Source organism: Silvania confinis (genome assembly GCF_025564085.1).
GTDB lineage: Bacteria > Pseudomonadota > Gammaproteobacteria > Enterobacterales > Enterobacteriaceae > Enterobacter > Enterobacter confinis.
In genome coordinates this window covers 15,775-32,974 of sequence record NZ_JAMGZJ010000066.1, presented here as the reverse complement: position 1 = coordinate 32,974, position 17,200 = coordinate 15,775, and the positions used below count along the sequence as shown (strand labels likewise).

Below are 17,200 nucleotides of genomic sequence, written 5' to 3'. Positions count from 1 at the left end.
AGGGGGAGCATGCGGCGCCGTTGGTGCTACCTTTCACCGCTTAACATTGCGATATCGCAACGGCGGCAACTGATAATTATTTGAAAACACCCGGGTAAACGTCTGCTGAGAGTCAAATCCGTATTTACAGGCGATATCCATAATCGACTCATTAGTCTCGACCAGGTCTCTCGCTGCCAGCCTTAGCTTTTTATCGCGAATATATTTACCCAGACTCACGGCTTTAACCTGCATAAAAAGCCGCTGAAGATGCCACTTAGAGTAGCCCGCCCTGGCTGCGACATCCTCGATCTTCAGCGGTTTATGTAAGTTCGAATCTATCCATAACGTTATCTCATCGATGATGCCTTCTGTTCTTAACATAAATTGACGCTCATTATGAAAGGGTTATGACATCATCCCCGACAGGACAATAACGGTTTATTTATAGATTTCTGCCACACCGTGCAGGCGATTCTTACCGGTAGCCGACAGTATTTTGTAGCTGGTGGCCCCTTGTTCCGCGGCCTTGCGAGACAGGTCGTTCGATAATTCATTCAGCGTGTAAGCATTGCTGGCGGATACCACGCCGATTTTCTCTTTGCCATCGGTATCGTTAGTGTGTTCGGCAGCAGATGCGGCATTCACCGTCATGAACCCCATGAAAAGGACCGTTGCGAGTGTTGCTTTCATGTTGTTTACCTCTCTAAATATCGGCATCAGGTTGTGTCCGCCATGGATGCTTCGCCATGACCTTATCTGGCACTATACCGATCCCGCCTGTCAGCAGACTGACGGCGATATGACAGCATTGTCAGTAACGGCGCTAAATAGGAAACAGCCCATGCTTAAAGAAAACTTCAATGAACTGCAGATCTTTCTGGTGGTAGCCAGGGAGCGGAGTTTTACCAAAGCGGCAGGCAAGCTGGGTGTGTCCCAGTCGGCGCTTAGCCATGCCATGAAAGCGCTGGAAGAACGGTTAAACATCCGTCTTTTGACCCGTACCACCCGCAGCGTTGCCCCCACAGAAGCGGGCGAGAGGATCATTGCCTGCCTTGAACCGCGCTTTGCCGATCTTGAGCAGGAGCTGGCGTCGGTTGTGCAACTGAATGGCACCGCTTCCGGTAATATCCGGTTATCTGCGGGCGAGCATGCTGCGCGAAGTCAGGTCTGGCCGAAGCTAAAACCCTTCCTCAGACAATACCCGGAAATCACGGTCGAACTGGTGGTCGATAACGGCTTTGTCGACATTGTTGAGGGGCGTTTCGATGCCGGGATCCGCCTGGGCGAAAGCGTGGATAAGGACATGATCGCCGTCAGGATTGGGCCGGATATGCGGATGGCGGTGGTGGGATCGCCAGACTATTTTGCCCTCAATCCGGTTCCTGAAACGCCACACGCACTACAACATCATCGGTGCATCAATATGCGCTTGCCGACTGCCGGTGGCGTTTATCACTGGGAGTTTGAGAGGGAAGGGAAGCCGCTACGGGTCAGGGTTGAAGGGCAGGTGACGTTTAATCTGCAGGCGGAAAGGATTGATGCGGCTTTATCCAGTTTTGGCATCGCCTGTATCCCGGAGGACAGAGTCCTGGATTATATAAAGTCAGGAGAGCTTATTCAGGTTCTGCAGGACTGGTGCCCGACATTCCCCGGATACTACCTCTATTATCCCAGCCGCAAGCAGCATCCCCACGCGTTCGCGCTGATGATCGAAGCGCTTCGCTGCCCGGAATAGCAGGTCCACGATCTCATCGCAGACCCGCTTGCACGTTAACGGCCTACGCGCGCCTGGTGCTCAGGCGAGTAACGATCGCCGACGATTTTCACCGTTTCCAGCGCCTGAGTGACCTGCAGTAAATCATCCTGTGAAAGGACAATATCTGCGGCGCCCAGGTTTTCCTCGAGCCGGTGCAGTTTGGTGGTCCCCGGGATAGGCACGATCCACGGTTTTTGTGCCAGCAACCATGCCAGCGCGATTTGCGCAGAGGTCACCCCTTTCCCGGCAGCCAGTTCACCCAGCAACGCCACCAGCTTTTCATTGGCGGCAATCGCCTGTGCGGCGAAACGCGGCACCGAACGGCGATAATCATCCGCGCCAAAAGTGGTGCCGGAGGTAATCGATCCGGTCAGGAAGCCTTTGCCCAGCGGGCTGAAGGGCACAAAACCAATGCCCAGCTCCTCCAGCAGCGGCAGGATCGCCTGTTCAGGCTCGCGCCACCACAGGGAATATTCGCTTTGCAGGGCGGCCACCGGCTGTACGGCATGCGCACGGCGAATGGTTTGCGCACCCGCTTCGGAAAGACCGAAATGTTTAACCTTACCTTCCGCAATCAGGTCTTTCACCGTCCCGGCAACATCCTCAATGGGGACGTCGGGATCGACACGGTGTTGATACAGCAGATCAATCACGTCTGTTTTAAGGCGGCGCAACGATCCCTCAACGGCCTCGCGAATATGCTCCGGGCGGCTGTTCAGTACCTGCTGCTTGTTGTCCGCACCGAAGGTAAACCCAAATTTGGTGGCAATCACCACGCGGTCGCGAAACGGTTTTAACGCCTCACCGACAACCTCTTCATTGATAAACGGGCCATACACTTCGGCGGTATCGAAGAAGGTCACGCCACGTTCAACTGCGGCACGAATCAGTTCGACAGCCTGGCGGGTCTCTGTCGCCGGGCCGTAGCCGTGGCTCAGCCCCATGCAGCCAAGTCCAAGCGCCGAGACTTCGAGCCCGGATGTACCCAGATAACGTTTTTGCATCTGATGAGTTCCTCTTTGGTCGTGGCTTACACGTCGAGTTTGCGGCCCGCCAGCCATTCCACTCTGGCCGGATCGCGATGCGAGAAGAAGGCGCTGGTGGCGGTATCAATCGCGGTAATCTGCTGCATATCGTCTGCCGAAAGCGAGAAATCGAGAATGTTAATGTTCTCTTCCATCCGTTCTTTACGCACCGATTTTGCCAGCGACACGATGCCGCGCTGGAAGATCCAGCGCAGAACAACCTGGCCGACGCTCTTGCCGTATTTTTGCCCGATCGCGGTTAATTCATGATGCTGGAACAGCCCGTTTTTACCTTCTGCAAAGGGGGCCCAGGCTTCTGGCTGAATGCCCCGGCTTTTCATCCACGGCACGGCATGCAGCTGCTGGTTGAAGGGATTGACCTCAATCTGGTTTACCGCAGGGGCCACTTTGTTGAAGGCGATAAGGTCGGCCAGTCTGTCAGGGTGGAAGTTACTGACGCCAATCGCGCGAATTTTGCCGGCCTGCTGCAGCTCTTCCATGGCACGCCAGGCACCGTGGACATCACCGTAAGGCTGGTGGATCAGATACAGGTCAACATAGTCCAGCTGCAGGCGGTTCAATGAACGCTCGAACTGCGCTTTCGCACCCTCGTAGCTCGTATCCTGCAGCCACAGTTTGGTGGTCACAAACAGTTCATTACGTGCGATACCGCTCTGTTTCAGCGCGTTCCCGACCTGGGTTTCGTTCAGGTAGGAGGCGGCGGTATCAATCAGGCGATAACCCGTCTTGATGGCATCAATCACGGCGCGCTCGCACTCGGCGGCATCCGTCATCTGAAAAACACCAAAGCCCAGTAGGGGCATGTCGATACCGTTGTTCAGTTTTACCGTTTGCATGAGGTTATCCTTCAGCTGTTGTGTGGGAAAAGCATAACGCAGAAGGATTTATTTGATTAGAGGGGGTAATTCGCTAGGGTTTATTAGGTGGGTTCATTAATTTAAAGGGAGTGACGGTCGGCTTTGTGCTGTGAGTTAAAACCCGGCAAGAAGGCGGAGGGAACCGACTTCCTTTGTTACCCGTTCTGGTAACTAAAGAGGTCGTCCGGGTGTGACAATATTTCGGTAATCATGGGTTTACGCCTCTAACTGACAGAGGTACTTTTGAGTTACCTGTTTCCCTGACAACCGTCCCGATCGCAGCGAGCCTGTCCGGTGTGGTGCGTCAAACTGACACACGAAAACACCGTCTCTATGGAGCCTGGTTTTAAACATCATCCACCACTACGGAAATTCAATATGCTGCAGTCTTCATCCGTTCGCTTCAGGGTGGCGGTTATACTCCGGGCCTGCATGGCACTCACCACTGCTGGCATTGTGGCCATCAGCGCAGGTTCCCCACTGGGCACCTTCCGTGAAATCATGTTCAGTCCGGGGTTATATATTGATCTCTTCTTCCTGCTGCTCCTGATTTTTACCTTGTGGAATGTTGCCTGTGTTTTCGTTGACGGACGTCCTCTGAGCGGAGCGATTAACGGCCTCATACTCTGGATCGCTGCAGGCGCATTCGATGTGCTGGATGAAATAGTCAGTCAACCGCGATGGGTGGGCTACTTCTGCGAGGATGTGTTAAAGCTGTCCGGAATGCTTCTCACCGTTATTAGCGTCTATTGCATCATCATGCGGATGAATTCACGTTTTTCCGTGGCGCAGACCAGCGCCCTGCATGATGAACTCACCCGGCTTCCGAATCGGCGTTATTTTGTGGAAACCCTCAGCAGCACGACCAGTACACAGCTTTCCATGATGATCATCGATATTGATTTTTTTAAGCACATCAATGACCGGTGGGGACATGATGCCGGTGATGGGGTTTTGTCCAGATTCGGCGGACAGCTGGCGGATATCAGTGGGCCTGCACTGAAAGTTTTCCGTATCGGTGGCGAGGAATTTGCGGTAATCGGCGAGGGGCTTTCCCGATATGAGGTGATTCGCTATGCAGAATCCATCTGCAGGAATGCCCGGAACATCAGACTGGATGATGGTCAGGGTATCTCCGTCAGTATCGGGGTTGCTTTCCGGAAAGTTGGAGAAAGCCAGCAGTCGTTAATGAAAAAAACCGACATGGCGCTCTACCGGGCAAAGGAAAACGGACGAAACAGAATTGAGTTGGCCGGCAATGAAAGGTCTGTATCTTAACCCTGTTCAGATATCCTCCTGACATTAAGGTTATTTCCGGCCTTTCAGTGTCAGTCGTAAAATACACAGGAATAGAGTAAGCGGAGAGTTTTGTATTAGATAAAAATGTGATTTACATCACAAAAAAACTCTCTATAATCGCTGAAAAATTAAGCTATTCGATTCGACGGCAGGGATGAGATGTCACCCTGCCGTTTTTTTATGTGACACAGCGATTTTTTATTGATGTGCAGCCCATAAACCCTCCTGTGCGCCGTGATGAAAAAGCCTTACCTTCAGAGGCAATGCCCGCGTCAATTGAACTCGGGGTAAAGTTCGCTTTATGCTCAGATCGGACCCTCTGCCCAGTCAGTCAGCCCGCCCCGTGCCAGGAGCGGGCCTTGAAATGTAAGAGCCTATTCGAGAGAAACTTTAATCTTCTTTTACGGTCTTGATGCCGTACCGTCAGGCGTTCGTGCCATTGTCCAGGATGGTATCCCACCCTCGCACGGATATTTTGCCGCTTCGGCCTCATCAAGATCGATACCCAGGCCCGGCTTATCGTTCAGATAAGCATAGCCGCGGTCTATCTCCGGGCACCCCGGGAAAACATCGCGCAGCGCATCGTTCATGGGGGTGTATTCCTGAATACCAAAGTTAGGTGAGCTCAAATCAAGATGCATATTGGCGCAGACGCCAACCGGTGAAATATCGCCAGGTCCGTGCCATGCGGTACGCACACCGTTCAGTTCGCTGTAAACGGCGAGTTTCCTGGCCGGTGTAATGCCACCGATGGTGCTCACATGACAACGAATGTAGTCGATCAGTTTGTTGTCGATGAGTGGCTTCCACTCATTCACGTTCACAAACAATTCACCCATGGAAATTGGCGTGGAAGACTGTTGGCGCAACATTTTCAGCCAGTCGATATTTTCCGGCGCGACAGGGTCTTCAAGATAAAAAAGCTGATACTGTTCAAGCGTTTTTGCCAGGTTAATGGCGGTCACCGGGGTGACGCGCTCATGCACATCATGGATAAATTCGATACCAAAGCCGAGCTTGTTACGTAGATGGTCGAACAGACGCGGGACGCTCTTTGCGTAGGCATCCGGGTCAAAGTAGATCCCGGGTGTTTTGCTTCGCGGTGAACGTTTCGGCTGGATATTCTTCGCACGCGCAAGATGTGTGGCGATCAGTTTCAGGTCGTCGGTCCCCGCACCACCATACATCCCCATCTGGCAGCGAACATACTGGTAGCCTTCTTCCATTCTGGCGCGGATGTTATCTTCCACTTCCACTTCATCGCCGCCATCGGTGTGGCAGTACAGTGGGATACCATCGCGGCATTTGCCGCCCAGGAGTTCATAAACCGGCATCCCCGCCAGCTTACCTTTGATATCCCACAGTGCCATATCCACGCCGGACAACGCATTGTTCATGATCGGGCCATTACGCCAGTAACCGCTCACCGCTCCCGACTGCCAGATGTCCTCAATACGGGACGGATCCTTGCCTATAAGAAAAGGTGCCATGTACTCATCGATCGCGCTTTGTACCGCAAAGATACGTTGGGTAAACGTTGCGCATCCCAGTCCATACAGCCCTGGTTCATTGGTTTCAATTTTAACGACCGCCAAATCAATGCCGCCGGGCGCCGTCAGAATCGTTTTTACGTTAGTGATTTTCAGGTTACTCACGTTCACTCCTCAATTCAGGGAATTTATGACAAGTCAAAATGTTAGGCATGACATCATCAATATTTGTAAGTTGTCCTACAACTTGATGGTGTTATATCACGCTTTATTTGCCAGAGTGTGGCGTATGAATCATTTTGTGATGGCGATCTAAATTTGTTTGAGGTGATTAATTAAATTGCATTAAATACAGTGTTTTGAGTGTTTTTGGTGCGAGGTTTTTGAAAGTTGTTTGTGATCCAATCTACAAATTTATATACGCATTATTGATTTTATCATGGTGAAAATACAACCTTGAATAAGACAGTCGTCATACATATTTCATCAATGAGGATAAAACATGACCGCATTATTCGACTTAACGGGAAAAACGGCACTGGTAACAGGCTCCGCACGTGGACTGGGTTTTGCTTACGCAGAAGGCCTTGCCGCTGCGGGGGCGCGTATCATCCTAAATGATATTCGCGATACGCTGCTGGCAGAGTCAGTAGAAACGTTGGTCAGCAAAGGTTATGACGCACAAGGTGTAGCATTCGACGTTACTGATGAACACGCAATTGAGGCGGCTTTTGATAAACTGGATGCCGAGGGGATCAATGTCGATATCCTGATTAATAATGCCGGTATTCAGTATCGCAAGCCGATGGTGGAGCTGGAGCTGGAGAACTGGCAAAAAGTTATCGATACCAATCTGACCAGCACGTTTCTGGTTTCCCGCGCCGCGGCTAAAAGGATGATTGCGCGCAATAATGGCGGCAAAATTATTAATATCGGCTCGCTTACCAGCCAGGCCGCACGACCAACCGTCGCTCCGTATACTGCGGCAAAGGGCGGCGTCAAAATGCTTACCTGCTCAATGGCTGCGGAGTGGGCGCAGTTTAATATTCAAACCAACGCTATTGGGCCGGGATATATTCAGACAGACATGAATACCGCGCTTATTGAAGACCAACAGTTCGACAACTGGGTGAAAAGCAGCAACCCTTCTCAACGGTGGGGTCGTCCGGAAGAGTTAATCGGCACTGCTGTCTTTTTATCTTCCAAAGCATCAGATTATATTAATGGCCAAATCATTTATGTCGATGGTGGCTGGCTGGCCGTGCTGTAATTTACATCTGCTGCTGTTCGTAGAACGCTCGACAGTGCACACGCGGGAAAAATATCATGATTCAGAATATTCAAAAAAAATTAGCGCCAGCTCGCTGGACAAAATTGATTCCACTGGCATTTATTACTTATAGTCTTGCCTATCTCGACCGTGCAAATTATGGGTTTGGTGCAGCATCCGGCCTGGCTGAAGATCTCAATATCACGCCGGGGATTTCTTCGTTACTGGGTGCGTTGTTCTTCCTTGGGTATTTTTTCTTTCAGATCCCTGGAGGCATTTACGCTGAAAAAAGAAGTGCAAAACAGCTTATTTTCTGGAGTTTAATACTTTGGGGGATATTAGCGACAGCGACCGGGATGGTCCATGATGTGAAAACACTCGCTGCCATCAGGTTCCTGCTTGGTGTTGCTGAAAGTGTGGTTATGCCTGCAATGCTTGTTTTTTTAAGTCATTGGTTCACAAAGAAAGAGCGTTCCAAAGCAAATACCTTCCTTTTCCTTGGTAACCCCATCACAGTACTCTGGATGTCGGTATTGTCAGGTTATCTGGTGGATGCTTTTGGCTGGCGTGGCATGTTTATCATTGAGGGCATACCTGCAATTATCTGGGCAGGTATCTGGTGGGTAGTATTTGTTGATCGACCAAAAGATGCAAAATGGTTAACAGCTCAGGAAAAAGAAGATATTGAATCTGCTTTGGCCGCTGAGCAAACTGATATTAAAGAAATTAAAAATTACAGCGAAGCATTCCGCTCTGGTAAAGTTTTGTCCCTGTCCTTTATTCACTTCTTCTGGAATATCGGGATGTATGGTTTCATTATGTGGCTACCTTCTATTTTGAAATCAGCGTCAGGACTGGGTATTGTCGCAACGGGCTGGCTCTCAGCAGCACCTTATTTATTAGCCGTTCCACTTATGCTGGCCGCGTCCTGGTATTCAGATAAGTTTCTTAACCGTAAAATCATTGTGTTGTTATTTTTAGGATTGGGTGCCGTCTGCTTTATCGGATCATTTACAGTCGGTACATCCAATTTCTGGCTCTCTTATGTTCTTCTGATGATTGCTGGGGGGGCGATGTATACTCCTTATGGGCCATTCTTTGCCGCGATACCCGATATGATCCCGCGTAATGTCATGGCTGGGGCAATGGCATTTATCGTGAGTTTCGGCGCACTGGGTTCGTTCGTCGGCTCATGGATTGTGGGTTATCTGAATGGAATAACCGGCGGCCCTGGCGCATCTTACGTCTTTATGGGGAGCTCCCTGGTTCTGGCGGTCATCATCACGTCACTCACTTCGTTTAGCAGCAAAGCATCGACGCAACCTAAAGTACAAACTTGTTAACTTCATGCGCCCTTCGGGGCGCTTTGAACTTAAAAATGTTATATTGTATAACGTTCCTGAACTGACTGCGGATATCCATCTTGTCCATAAAATCCATTCAAAAACAGAATGTTGTTAATGAAGTTTATGATCAGATATGCGGCAAACTTCTGGACGGAAGTTGGGCCCCGGGGAGTCGCTTGCCTTCAGAAGCGGAGCTAACCTCGTCTTTTAGCGTTAGCCGTGTCAGCGTACGTAGCGCGGTTCAGCGCTTTCGTGATCTGGGGATAGTGGTGACGCGACAGGGCAGCGGCAGCTACGTGAGCGAAAACTTCACCCCGCAGATGTTGAATAACGATCCCCACCCCATCATGCATCTCAGCCGTGAAGAATTTCACGACATGATGATTTTCCGCCAGACCGTAGAGTTCAAATGCGTGGAACTGGCGGTGACGCATGCCACCGATGATGATATTCGCGAGCTTGAAGAAGCGCTGAACAAGATGCTTATTAACAAGGGCGACTATAAAAAATACTCTGAAGCGGATTACGAGTTCCATCTGGCGATTGTTAAAGCATCGCATAATAGCGTCTTCTACAACGTAATGAATTCGATTAAAAACATCTATTACTACTATCTTGAAGAGCTAAACCGTGCGCTGGGTATTACCCTTGAGAGCGTGGAAGCTCATATCAAGGTATACATGTCGATTAAGAACCGCGATGCCCGCGCAGCAGTCGAAGTACTCAATGAGGCGATGTCAGGTAATAGTGTTGCTATAGAAAAAATAAAAGAGAAAGTTGCATCCGGGGAAAAATAGCTGTCGTTACAGGCTACCTGAGGAATCGTTGATATTCTGCCATCCTGAAAAAAATCATCATCTTTGATAAAACTGATGTCTGTATTGAGCCTTCATTAATAAAGGCTCAATACTCGCGCTTCCTACTCCAGCTTTTTCTCTTTCAAAAACTGACTCACCACATCCGCCACCTGCACATTATTCAGATCTGAGAACGGGAAGTGAGTATTGCCTTTAATCCCGACCTCCGGCAGATGCGTTACTGTCACATCTCCACCGTGTTTGTTCACCACGTCGCGCCACTCGCGGGCCATCGCCAGGCGTACACGCCAGCTGTCCTGAGCGGGCATAGCGACCGGCTTATCGGGGATGTTATCGCCATAAATAATCAGCACCGGGATTTTAGTCAGCGCCATAAACTGTTCCATCGGAACCGGTTCGCCTTTTAGCGTGTCGAACGCGCTGGGCATCGGGGCGGGCATTTCTGCCTGTGGGAAGACAAAGCCGCTGCCCGGCTCGAAGGCGACGATGGCTTTCACCTTGTCGTTTTTGATTGCCGTGTACCACCCCGGTCCGCCGCCCTGAGAGTGGGTGAAAAGGATCGCCGGGCCGGATTTATCCACCACCGCCGACATGGCGTCCGAAATCACGTTGAGATCGAAGGGCCCGGTGTTCGGCGTCATCTGGCGGAAGTACTGATTCAACGCCGCTTTATCGTGTGAGAACTGCACGTCTTTAAAATAATCCGGCCAGACACCGACGCGGAACTGGTTGAACCACAGCTGCTCATCGGCTTTTGCCGTTAGGGTTGCATCAACCGTACTGCGACCCGCAGCGCCGCGCCGGGGTTGATCGACAACATAAGTTGAGAACCCGCGTCGCAGGAAGATGTTCTGGAAGCCTTCACGACCGTCTGGCGTTGTCTGCCAGGTGCGGGAGGACTGGCCCGCGCCGTGCAGCATGACGATTGGGTATGTGTGGGGATTTTCCGGGATTTGATAGAACACAGAAGCATGATCGCCGTGATACGTTTGCCCGGCAGGCTCCAGCGGCTTTTTGGCATCGAAGGTGCCTGCGGCGGTGATTACCGTCCCGCCAGCCGAAAAGCTGCCCTGTTCCTGAATCACCAGGGGCTCGGCCTGCGCCACCATGCTGCCCGCCATCACGCACAGCGCCAACGTTTTTAACAGTATTTTCACGCTCTTTCTCCTTTATTGATGTGCGGCCAGTGCCTGTTGCAGCGCGCTGTCTGCCCGCGTGGCGGCCTCATTGTCACCCCCATCACGCAGAACCTGTGCCAGCTGGCGCAGCTGCGCCGCCGTCAGCCCGACCCGCAGGCTGGCGCGCATATGCGACAGCAGCTGAGATTCCACGCCCGGCGTGGCGGCGAGTGCGCCCACCGTGGCCAGCTCGCGGCTTTGCCAGTCGAGGTTATCGCGGGCAAAAATATCGCCGAACAGATGCGTTTGCAGGAACTGATTAATCACCGGAGCAAAATCAAACAGCTGCCCCTTTACGGGGGCGCCAGAGAGGGTGGTCTGATTTTCGGTGCCCACGCGGCGCAGTTCATCCCCAACGGGGATCGGGCGGGTGGGTTCTTTGCCCTCCAGGTCCTGAATACCGCGTTGCTTGCGCGCCTCAACCACCTTCATCAGCTCATTCAGCGCATTCAGGCTGCGCGGGAAGCCGGTATAGGCATACAGCTGGACCAGAATTTCTTTCGTTTCGTTGATCGTGAGTCCGGCATCCAGACCCTGATTTAGCGCGGCATTCAGCTTATCCATCTGGCTGCTGGCCATCGATGCCGCAATCAGCGGGATCGCCTGCTGGCGTGCTGATAATGTTTCTGAAACGCTGTGTGTCCTCATCTGTGTGGCCTCTTTCGGTGTGGGTACCGCCTGTGCCGCGACACTCAGCCCCAGGGTCAGCAGTACCGCTGCAGTGAGTGCCTTAATGGGCGTGGTATTGTTCATCTGTCACTTTCTCCATCCAGTCCACGTTTTTGCCATCCACATTGCCGGTAATGGCCAGATGAGTCATGGCGCTGCCCGGTGCTGCGCCGTGCCAGTGTTTAACCCCGGCAGGGCACGAAACAACATCGCCTGTGCGAATCGTCTGTACCGGCTGGCCTTCCTGCTGCGTCAGCCCCACGCCGGCCGTCACAATCAGCCGCTGACCTGCCGGGTGCGTATGCCAGGCGGAACGCGCCCCTGGCTCAAAGGTGACGTAGGCACCTGACACCGCAATGTCGTTATCCGCCCTGAACAGCGGATCAACCCGGACACGCCCGGTAAAATTCTCCGCAGGCCCGTTCACCGCGTTCTGGCTGCCGGCGGGGGCGATATGGACGGCGGCAGGTTGCTCCGCAGCCCAGCTGGAAAAGGTAAAGAGGGGCAGTAACAGCCCGAGGTAACGTAAATGTCGAATCATGCAAAGCGTCCTTATCGTTAAAAGGGGAAGGCCTGCATGATTCTAAAGAGGGGAGGATGTCGTCAGGCTGACGATCCCCTGACAATGGTGTCAGTTTGCTCAGATAATGCGAACGTCAGGCCAAAGGTGTTGATACCTTTCTCGCTGCGCGCAAAGACATCGCCCCGGTGCATAATGGCGACGGCACGGACGATCGACAGCCCCAGCCCGTGATGGGTATCGCTTTTCGCGCGTGACGAATCCACCCGATAAAAGCGTTCAAACAGCCGATGCAAATGCCCCGGTGCAATGGGGTCGCCTGGGTTCGATACCTCCACGCAGGCCTGATTGTTCTTTTGGCTTAAGCGTACGGTAATGGTGCTGTTGGCTAGCGAATGCCTGGCGCTGTTTTCGAGTAAGTTGGCGAGAGAGCGGTGGAACAACCGGCGATCAATGTAAGCTGACACATCACCTTCGACGTCCAGCGACAGCTGTTTTTCCGCCAACGAAGGCTCGACATATTCCGCCGTTTTGAGCGTCTCTTCGCGCAGGGAGACCCGCGTCAGCTGGGAGGCATGTTCACCCGCGTGGGCATGGGACAGGAACAGCATGTCGTTGACGATCGAGGTCATGCGCTCCAGCTCTTCGAGATTAGAGCCCAGTAGCTCTTCCAGCTCTTCATATGAGCGTCGGCGCGACAGCCCGAGCTGCGTCTGCCCAATCAGGTTGGTCAGCGGGGTACGCAGTTCATGGGCCACGTCGGCGTTAAAGCTTTCGAGCTGCCGCCAGGCGACCTGCTGGCGCTCCAGCACGCCGTTAAAGGATGAGGCAAGCTGCTGTAATTCTTGCGGTAAGGCGGTGGTGTCCAGGCGCTGGGCTTGATCGCCCGGGGCAAGATGCTGCGCCTGTTTACTCAGCGCGACCACCGGACGCAGGCCGATGCGTGAAACCACGTAGCCCAGCAGCGCGACGATAAATACCCCCAGCGCGACAATAATCAGCAGGGTACGGGTGAACGCTTCCAGCGTGCCCATGTAGGGCGTGGAATCGATCGCCACCACGTAGCGCAGCGCCGGCCTTTCGCCGTTCGCGGGGATCGTTTTCACCAGCAGGAAAAGGGCACATGCGCCGTCCGATGCGCCGGGCACTTTGTTAAAGCCTTCCTGCAACGCCGACCACTGAACCCCGACCGGTGGCGTTCCGCCTACGCTGAACGCGGGGTTATCGCTCACGATCCAGTAGCGAACCCGCTCGCCTTCAGAGTTGGTTAATACGGTGAATTTATTGGCCAGCACCGACCAGCCCTCGGCCGAGGTTCGCGCGGTGATCCACGGGCTCATCAACGCTTCCCGAAACAGCAGTTCGTTGTGCATCTGCTTTTGCAGCGAGTCATGCAGGGAGCTACGCAGCAGAATGCCGATGACGGAAACAATCAGCAGGGCGGATAAGGCAAACATCAGAGCCAGATGAGCCGAAATGGCGCGCTTGAACATGCTCGTCTCCTTCACTTATGCGGGCCGCACTTCGAGGACGTAACCCATACCGCGCACGGTATGCAGTAATTTCACGTCGAACGGGGCATCCACTTTGGCCCGCAGGCGTTTAATGGCGACTTCCACCACGTTGGCATCACTGTCGAAATTCATGTCCCAGATCTGCTCGGCAATCATCATTTTTGACAGGATCTCCCCCTGATGGCGAGCCAGCAGGCTCAGCAATGAAAACTCTTTTGCCGTCAGTTCCAGCCGCGCGCCGGTACGAAATACCCGGCGAGCCAGCAGATCGAGATGCAGATCGTGAATGTGCAGTTGGGTGATATCGGCGCCATCGGTTGTCCGACGGCGCACCAGGGCCTGAATTCGCGCCACCAGCTCAATCAGCGAGAACGGTTTTGGCAGATAATCATCCGCGCCCAGCCGAAGCCCTTTGACGCGCTCGTCAACTGAGCCGCGGGCAGACAGCATCAGCACCGGGGTCTGTTTAGTGGCCCGCAGGCCTTCCAGCACCCGGTAGCCATCCATGCCCGGCAGCATCACATCGAGCACGATCGCGTCGTAGTCGAACTCCAGTGCGTAATGCAGGCCTTCTATGCCGTTCGCTGAGACATCGACCGTAAACCCGGACTCACCCAGCGCACGGCTGAGATAGGTCGATGTTTTTTCTTCATCTTCGACTAAAAGTAAGCGCATGTCGTCTGTCCCATCCTGCTCTGTGTGTGCGTTTTATCCGATGAGAATACCGCCTCCTCACCAACATCAAGCTGACCGTTTCCTGACAAAAATGTTATCCAGCCGTCACCCTGGTGACAGTCCTCGGTTCCTAATCTGAGGCCACACATCATCACTTATTGGGAATGACCATGAAATTCAATCTATTCACCGCCATGCTGCTGACGGCAATGGCTGGCGTCACGACAGTCAACGCCGCCGATTACAAGAAGAACCCGTTTACCCTCGTCTACGACGGCGCCATTACTGAGAATGTGGCAGGTAAGGTCAACATCCATCCGGTGAAATACGATCTGCACGGCATCCAGATTGCGGCCAACGTCTATACCCCGGCTGGCTACGACCCCGCCAAAAAATACCCGACGGTGGTAGTGGCCCATCCGAATGGCGGCGTGAAAGAGCAGGTTGCCGGGCTGTATGCGCAGCGTCTGGCCGAACACGGCTACATCACCATTACCGCCGATGCAGCTTATCAGGGCGCCAGCGGCGGTATGCCTCGCAGCGTGGATCAACCCGCCAACCGCATCGAGGATATCCACGGTATGGCGGATTACATCAGCCAGTATCCCGGGGTTGATACCGCCCGTATCGGCCTGCTGGGCATCTGTGGCGGCGGGGGCTATTCACTGAAGGCCGCCCAGACGGATAAGCGCTTTAAAGCCCTGGCGACGCTGAGCATGTTTGACTCCGGTCGCGTGCGTCGCAACGGTTATCAGGACTCGCAGCTCGCCACTGTTCAGCAACGTCTGACGCTGGCCAGCGAGGCGCGCGCCAAAGAAGCCGCTACCGGTGAAGTCAGCTATTCCGGTGATGCCAATCTGACCGATGAACAAATTGCCAAACTGCCGTTCGATCTCTATCGCCAGGGCTACGCGTATTACTGGAAAACGCACGCCCATCCCAATTCAACGTTCCGCTATACCACCAGCAGCCTGCTGGAGTTGATGCGTTTTGATGCCCAAAGCAACATGGATCTCATCAACCAGCCGCTGCTCATGATGGCCGGGACCAAAGCGGACTCGCTGTACATGACCGAAAGTGCCTACAAGTTGGCCACCGGGACCCAGAACAAAGAGCTGTTTCTGATCGACGGCGCAACGCATATCGAAACCTACTGGGTTCCTCGCTACGTTGACCAGGCGATGAATAAGCTGGATACCTTCTTCGATAAGAATATCTAGCGCTCACGGCGCGTCAGGCGATGATGCCAGCATAGCGAAAGGGATCGGAAAGATAATTACGTCCGGTGAATAGGTGCTATGAATGAAATTCATAAACCTGCCGTGCCGTCTCTAAATCGGCGAGGGTATCGATGTCGTGCACGATGCCGTAATCGCAGAGGGAAATATCCTGAACCTCTCCCCGCTGGCGGGCGCGCGTCAGGATCGCTTTTGCGCCCGTATCGCCTGACAGCGCCTGTAACGCCGGACCATATTCGCGCCGGAAGCCTACCGGATGGCCCTGGCGTTGCTGGTAATGGGGAGCAACAATCGCGTTATCCGCAAGACTGGCGGCGACGCGCAGCAAAGAGTCGGGCTGAATCAATGGCAGGTCGGCTGGCAGGATTAACCATCCCGGCGCCTGCGCCGTGGCGCTTACGCCAAGCGCAATGGACGCCCCCATCCCTGCGGTTCCCCCCGCTGGCCGGACGAGATGCCACGGCAGACTGGCGGCCTCGACCGCCTGAATCACCCGCGTCAGCACAGACTCTCCGCCCAGCAGTGCATCCAGTTTATGGCTCATGCCGCCAGAGGCAAGAAACCGCTCGCCGCGTCCGGCCGCCAGAATAATCACCACCGGCGAGGCCATTATTCTTCGCCCTGATGCAGGCGCGCCGCCGCCACATCCGCCAGGATCGACAGCGCCAGCGTGCGTGCATCCCGGGCTTTCGGGAAGATGCCAATCGGCGCTTTGATCCGCGCGATCTCCTCATCACGCCAGCCGAGATCGCGCAGTTTTTGCCTGCGCAGCGCGTGCGTGCGCTGGCTGCCGAGCGCGCCTACGTAAAACGGATGCGCGTCGCGCGCGGCCTGCAGGACGGGCAGCTCGCGATCCAGATCGTGGCACAGCAGGATCACCGCCGTGTCCGCATCTATCGGCACAGGCAACGGTTCGGAGGCCACAATGTCATAGCCCGCCGCGGCGGCCAGCTCCGCCGTCGCCTGGGCTTCAAGCGAGCGCCCGAGGATCATCAGCTGCACGTCCGGCTGAAAGCCCATCTCGAAACCGTCGTGATACCAGCCGGTGCGGGTGAGCGCAGACAGGCAGGAGAGCCGTTGGGTACGCGGGACGTAGCGCAGCCCCGCGGGCTGGCGCTGTTCCAGACGATTAAGTACCGCCAGCAGCGGCAGCGCCGAGCGCAGTTTATGAATGGTAAGCGTAATCCCGCCTCCGCAGGGCAGGACAATGTCGAACCACGGCGATCCTTCGCCATAGCACACCTCGCGATCCCGGCCGGAGGCCATCACCTCCAGCGCTTCAAACGCCGCCGCCGATTCAACGCAACCCCCGGAGACGAAACCGCAATACTGGCCGTCCTCGCGCACCACCATCTGCGCCCCCAGCGATCGCGCCGCGCCGCCGCGGATCGCAACCAGCGTCACCAACGCCGCCGCCTGGCCGGACATCAGGGCCTCGACCGCAAAGCGCAGTATTTCGCTGCTGTCATCGGTCAAAAACGCCGGTTGCGGGGTGCACTGGCGAAGGTCAGCCAGGCCAGAAAAAGAGTGGGGCATCGTTCC

18 protein-coding genes are annotated in these 17,200 nt (G+C 54.2%); 6 read left to right on the top strand and 12 right to left on the bottom strand.

Going from position 1 to position 17,200, the window contains the following annotated elements; all coding sequences use genetic code 11:
• Window positions 1–33: 33 nt before the first annotated feature.
• Together M8013_RS03335 and M8013_RS03330 are read right to left on the bottom strand one after the other, a co-directional pair.
• On the bottom strand, window positions 34–363 hold the full coding sequence (locus tag M8013_RS03335) for a helix-turn-helix domain-containing protein (RefSeq protein WP_271266419.1): 330 nt from the start codon (window positions 361–363) through the stop codon (window positions 34–36).
• A 57-nt stretch (window positions 364–420) separates the two neighbouring features.
• On the bottom strand, window positions 421–672 hold the full coding sequence (locus M8013_RS03330) for a YdgH/BhsA/McbA family protein (protein ID WP_271266418.1): 252 nt from the start codon (window positions 670–672) through the stop codon (window positions 421–423).
• A gap of 151 nt (window positions 673–823) precedes the next feature.
• Here M8013_RS03330 and M8013_RS03325 point away from each other — a divergent pair, with 151 nt between their 5' ends.
• The gene (locus tag M8013_RS03325) at window positions 824–1,717 is read left to right on the top strand and encodes a LysR family transcriptional regulator (RefSeq protein ID WP_271266417.1); all 894 of its coding nucleotides are present in this window, start codon (window positions 824–826) and stop codon (window positions 1,715–1,717) included.
• 35 nt (window positions 1,718–1,752) lie between these two features.
• On the opposite strand, the gene M8013_RS03320 is transcribed toward M8013_RS03325, so the two are convergent.
• The gene (locus M8013_RS03320; RefSeq protein ID WP_271266416.1) at window positions 1,753–2,742 is read right to left on the bottom strand and encodes an aldo/keto reductase; all 990 of its coding nucleotides are present in this window, start codon (window positions 2,740–2,742) and stop codon (window positions 1,753–1,755) included.
• A gap of 26 nt (window positions 2,743–2,768) precedes the next feature.
• Window positions 2,769–3,620 (bottom strand): aldo/keto reductase, encoded by an 852-nt coding sequence (locus M8013_RS03315; protein WP_271266415.1) that lies wholly within the window; start codon window positions 3,618–3,620, stop codon window positions 2,769–2,771.
• Window positions 3,621–4,073: 453 nt separating this feature from the next.
• Between M8013_RS03315 and M8013_RS03310 the strand changes: the two genes are divergently transcribed.
• The gene (locus M8013_RS03310; RefSeq protein WP_271266414.1) at window positions 4,074–4,919 is read left to right on the top strand and encodes a GGDEF domain-containing protein; all 846 of its coding nucleotides are present in this window, start codon (window positions 4,074–4,076) and stop codon (window positions 4,917–4,919) included.
• Window positions 4,920–5,341: 422 nt separating this feature from the next.
• On the opposite strand, the gene M8013_RS03305 is transcribed toward M8013_RS03310, so the two are convergent.
• Window positions 5,342–6,595 (bottom strand): enolase C-terminal domain-like protein, encoded by a 1,254-nt coding sequence (locus tag M8013_RS03305; protein ID WP_271266413.1) that lies wholly within the window; start codon window positions 6,593–6,595, stop codon window positions 5,342–5,344.
• 337 nt (window positions 6,596–6,932) lie between these two features.
• Here M8013_RS03305 and M8013_RS03300 point away from each other — a divergent pair, with 337 nt between their 5' ends.
• The 3 genes from M8013_RS03300 to M8013_RS03290 all read left to right on the top strand — a co-directional run bounded on the left by M8013_RS03300 (window position 6,933) and on the right by M8013_RS03290 (window position 9,843).
• Entirely contained in the window at window positions 6,933–7,700 is a 768-nt protein-coding gene (locus M8013_RS03300) for an SDR family oxidoreductase (RefSeq protein ID WP_271266412.1), read from the top strand.
• A gap of 56 nt (window positions 7,701–7,756) precedes the next feature.
• Window positions 7,757–9,043: an MFS transporter gene (locus M8013_RS03295; RefSeq protein ID WP_271266411.1), complete on the top strand. Its 1,287-nt coding sequence runs from the start codon at window positions 7,757–7,759 to the stop codon at window positions 9,041–9,043.
• Between the two features lie 80 nt (window positions 9,044–9,123).
• On the top strand, window positions 9,124–9,843 hold the full coding sequence (locus tag M8013_RS03290) for a FadR/GntR family transcriptional regulator (RefSeq protein ID WP_271266410.1): 720 nt from the start codon (window positions 9,124–9,126) through the stop codon (window positions 9,841–9,843).
• 122 nt (window positions 9,844–9,965) lie between these two features.
• On the opposite strand, the gene M8013_RS03285 is transcribed toward M8013_RS03290, so the two are convergent.
• The 5 genes from M8013_RS03285 to M8013_RS03265 all read right to left on the bottom strand — a co-directional run bounded on the left by M8013_RS03285 (window position 9,966) and on the right by M8013_RS03265 (window position 14,420).
• Window positions 9,966–11,021 (bottom strand): alpha/beta hydrolase, encoded by a 1,056-nt coding sequence (locus M8013_RS03285; protein ID WP_271266409.1) that lies wholly within the window; start codon window positions 11,019–11,021, stop codon window positions 9,966–9,968.
• 12 nt (window positions 11,022–11,033) lie between these two features.
• Window positions 11,034–11,795: a carboxymuconolactone decarboxylase family protein gene (locus tag M8013_RS03280; protein ID WP_271266408.1), complete on the bottom strand. Its 762-nt coding sequence runs from the start codon at window positions 11,793–11,795 to the stop codon at window positions 11,034–11,036.
• A complete protein-coding gene (locus tag M8013_RS03275; protein WP_271266407.1) occupies window positions 11,773–12,252 on the bottom strand; it encodes a (R)-mandelonitrile lyase in 480 nt (159 codons plus the stop codon). The genes M8013_RS03280 and M8013_RS03275 overlap by 23 nt, the downstream gene beginning before the upstream one ends.
• 62 nt (window positions 12,253–12,314) lie before the next feature.
• Window positions 12,315–13,724, bottom strand: a complete 1,410-nt coding sequence (locus M8013_RS03270; RefSeq protein ID WP_271266406.1) for a heavy metal sensor histidine kinase — start codon at window positions 13,722–13,724, stop codon at window positions 12,315–12,317.
• A gap of 15 nt (window positions 13,725–13,739) precedes the next feature.
• The gene (locus tag M8013_RS03265) at window positions 13,740–14,420 is read right to left on the bottom strand and encodes a heavy metal response regulator transcription factor (protein WP_271266405.1); all 681 of its coding nucleotides are present in this window, start codon (window positions 14,418–14,420) and stop codon (window positions 13,740–13,742) included.
• A gap of 194 nt (window positions 14,421–14,614) precedes the next feature.
• Between M8013_RS03265 and M8013_RS03260 the strand changes: the two genes are divergently transcribed.
• Complete coding sequence (locus tag M8013_RS03260) at window positions 14,615–15,640, top strand: alpha/beta hydrolase (protein WP_418939521.1); 1,026 nt, start codon at window positions 14,615–14,617, stop codon at window positions 15,638–15,640.
• A 76-nt stretch (window positions 15,641–15,716) separates the two neighbouring features.
• Here M8013_RS03260 and M8013_RS03255 read toward each other — a convergent pair whose 3' ends face one another.
• Both M8013_RS03255 and M8013_RS03250 read right to left on the bottom strand, forming a co-directional pair.
• On the bottom strand, window positions 15,717–16,268 hold the full coding sequence (locus M8013_RS03255) for a nucleotidyltransferase family protein (protein ID WP_271266403.1): 552 nt from the start codon (window positions 16,266–16,268) through the stop codon (window positions 15,717–15,719).
• Window positions 16,268–17,194, bottom strand: coding sequence for an XdhC family protein (locus M8013_RS03250; RefSeq protein WP_271266402.1), 927 nt, complete (start codon window positions 17,192–17,194; stop codon window positions 16,268–16,270). The genes M8013_RS03255 and M8013_RS03250 overlap by 1 nt, the downstream gene beginning before the upstream one ends.
• Window positions 17,195–17,200: the final 6 nt, after the last annotated feature.

What these genes read in the sequence shown, in the direction of transcription:
- M8013_RS03335 (WP_271266419.1), bottom strand. Translation starts at nt 363, where the DNA reads ATGTTAAGAACAGAAGGCATCATCGATGAGATAACGTTATGGATAGAT.
- M8013_RS03330 (WP_271266418.1), bottom strand. Translation starts at nt 672, where the DNA reads ATGAAAGCAACACTCGCAACGGTCCTTTTCATGGGGTTCATGACGGTG.
- M8013_RS03325 (WP_271266417.1), top strand. Translation starts at nt 824, where the DNA reads ATGCTTAAAGAAAACTTCAATGAACTGCAGATCTTTCTGGTGGTAGCC.
- M8013_RS03320 (WP_271266416.1), bottom strand. Translation starts at nt 2,742, where the DNA reads ATGCAAAAACGTTATCTGGGTACATCCGGGCTCGAAGTCTCGGCGCTT.
- M8013_RS03315 (WP_271266415.1), bottom strand. Translation starts at nt 3,620, where the DNA reads ATGCAAACGGTAAAACTGAACAACGGTATCGACATGCCCCTACTGGGC.
- M8013_RS03310 (WP_271266414.1), top strand. Translation starts at nt 4,074, where the DNA reads ATGGCACTCACCACTGCTGGCATTGTGGCCATCAGCGCAGGTTCCCCA.
- M8013_RS03300 (WP_271266412.1), top strand. Translation starts at nt 6,933, where the DNA reads ATGACCGCATTATTCGACTTAACGGGAAAAACGGCACTGGTAACAGGC.
- M8013_RS03295 (WP_271266411.1), top strand. Translation starts at nt 7,757, where the DNA reads ATGATTCAGAATATTCAAAAAAAATTAGCGCCAGCTCGCTGGACAAAA.
- M8013_RS03280 (WP_271266408.1), bottom strand. Translation starts at nt 11,795, where the DNA reads ATGAACAATACCACGCCCATTAAGGCACTCACTGCAGCGGTACTGCTG.
- M8013_RS03275 (WP_271266407.1), bottom strand. Translation starts at nt 12,252, where the DNA reads ATGATTCGACATTTACGTTACCTCGGGCTGTTACTGCCCCTCTTTACC.
- M8013_RS03270 (WP_271266406.1), bottom strand. Translation starts at nt 13,724, where the DNA reads ATGTTCAAGCGCGCCATTTCGGCTCATCTGGCTCTGATGTTTGCCTTA.
- M8013_RS03265 (WP_271266405.1), bottom strand. Translation starts at nt 14,420, where the DNA reads ATGCGCTTACTTTTAGTCGAAGATGAAGAAAAAACATCGACCTATCTC.
- M8013_RS03260 (WP_418939521.1), top strand. Translation starts at nt 14,615, where the DNA reads ATGCTGCTGACGGCAATGGCTGGCGTCACGACAGTCAACGCCGCCGAT.
- M8013_RS03255 (WP_271266403.1), bottom strand. Translation starts at nt 16,268, where the DNA reads ATGGCCTCGCCGGTGGTGATTATTCTGGCGGCCGGACGCGGCGAGCGG.
- M8013_RS03250 (WP_271266402.1), bottom strand. Translation starts at nt 17,194, where the DNA reads ATGCCCCACTCTTTTTCTGGCCTGGCTGACCTTCGCCAGTGCACCCCG.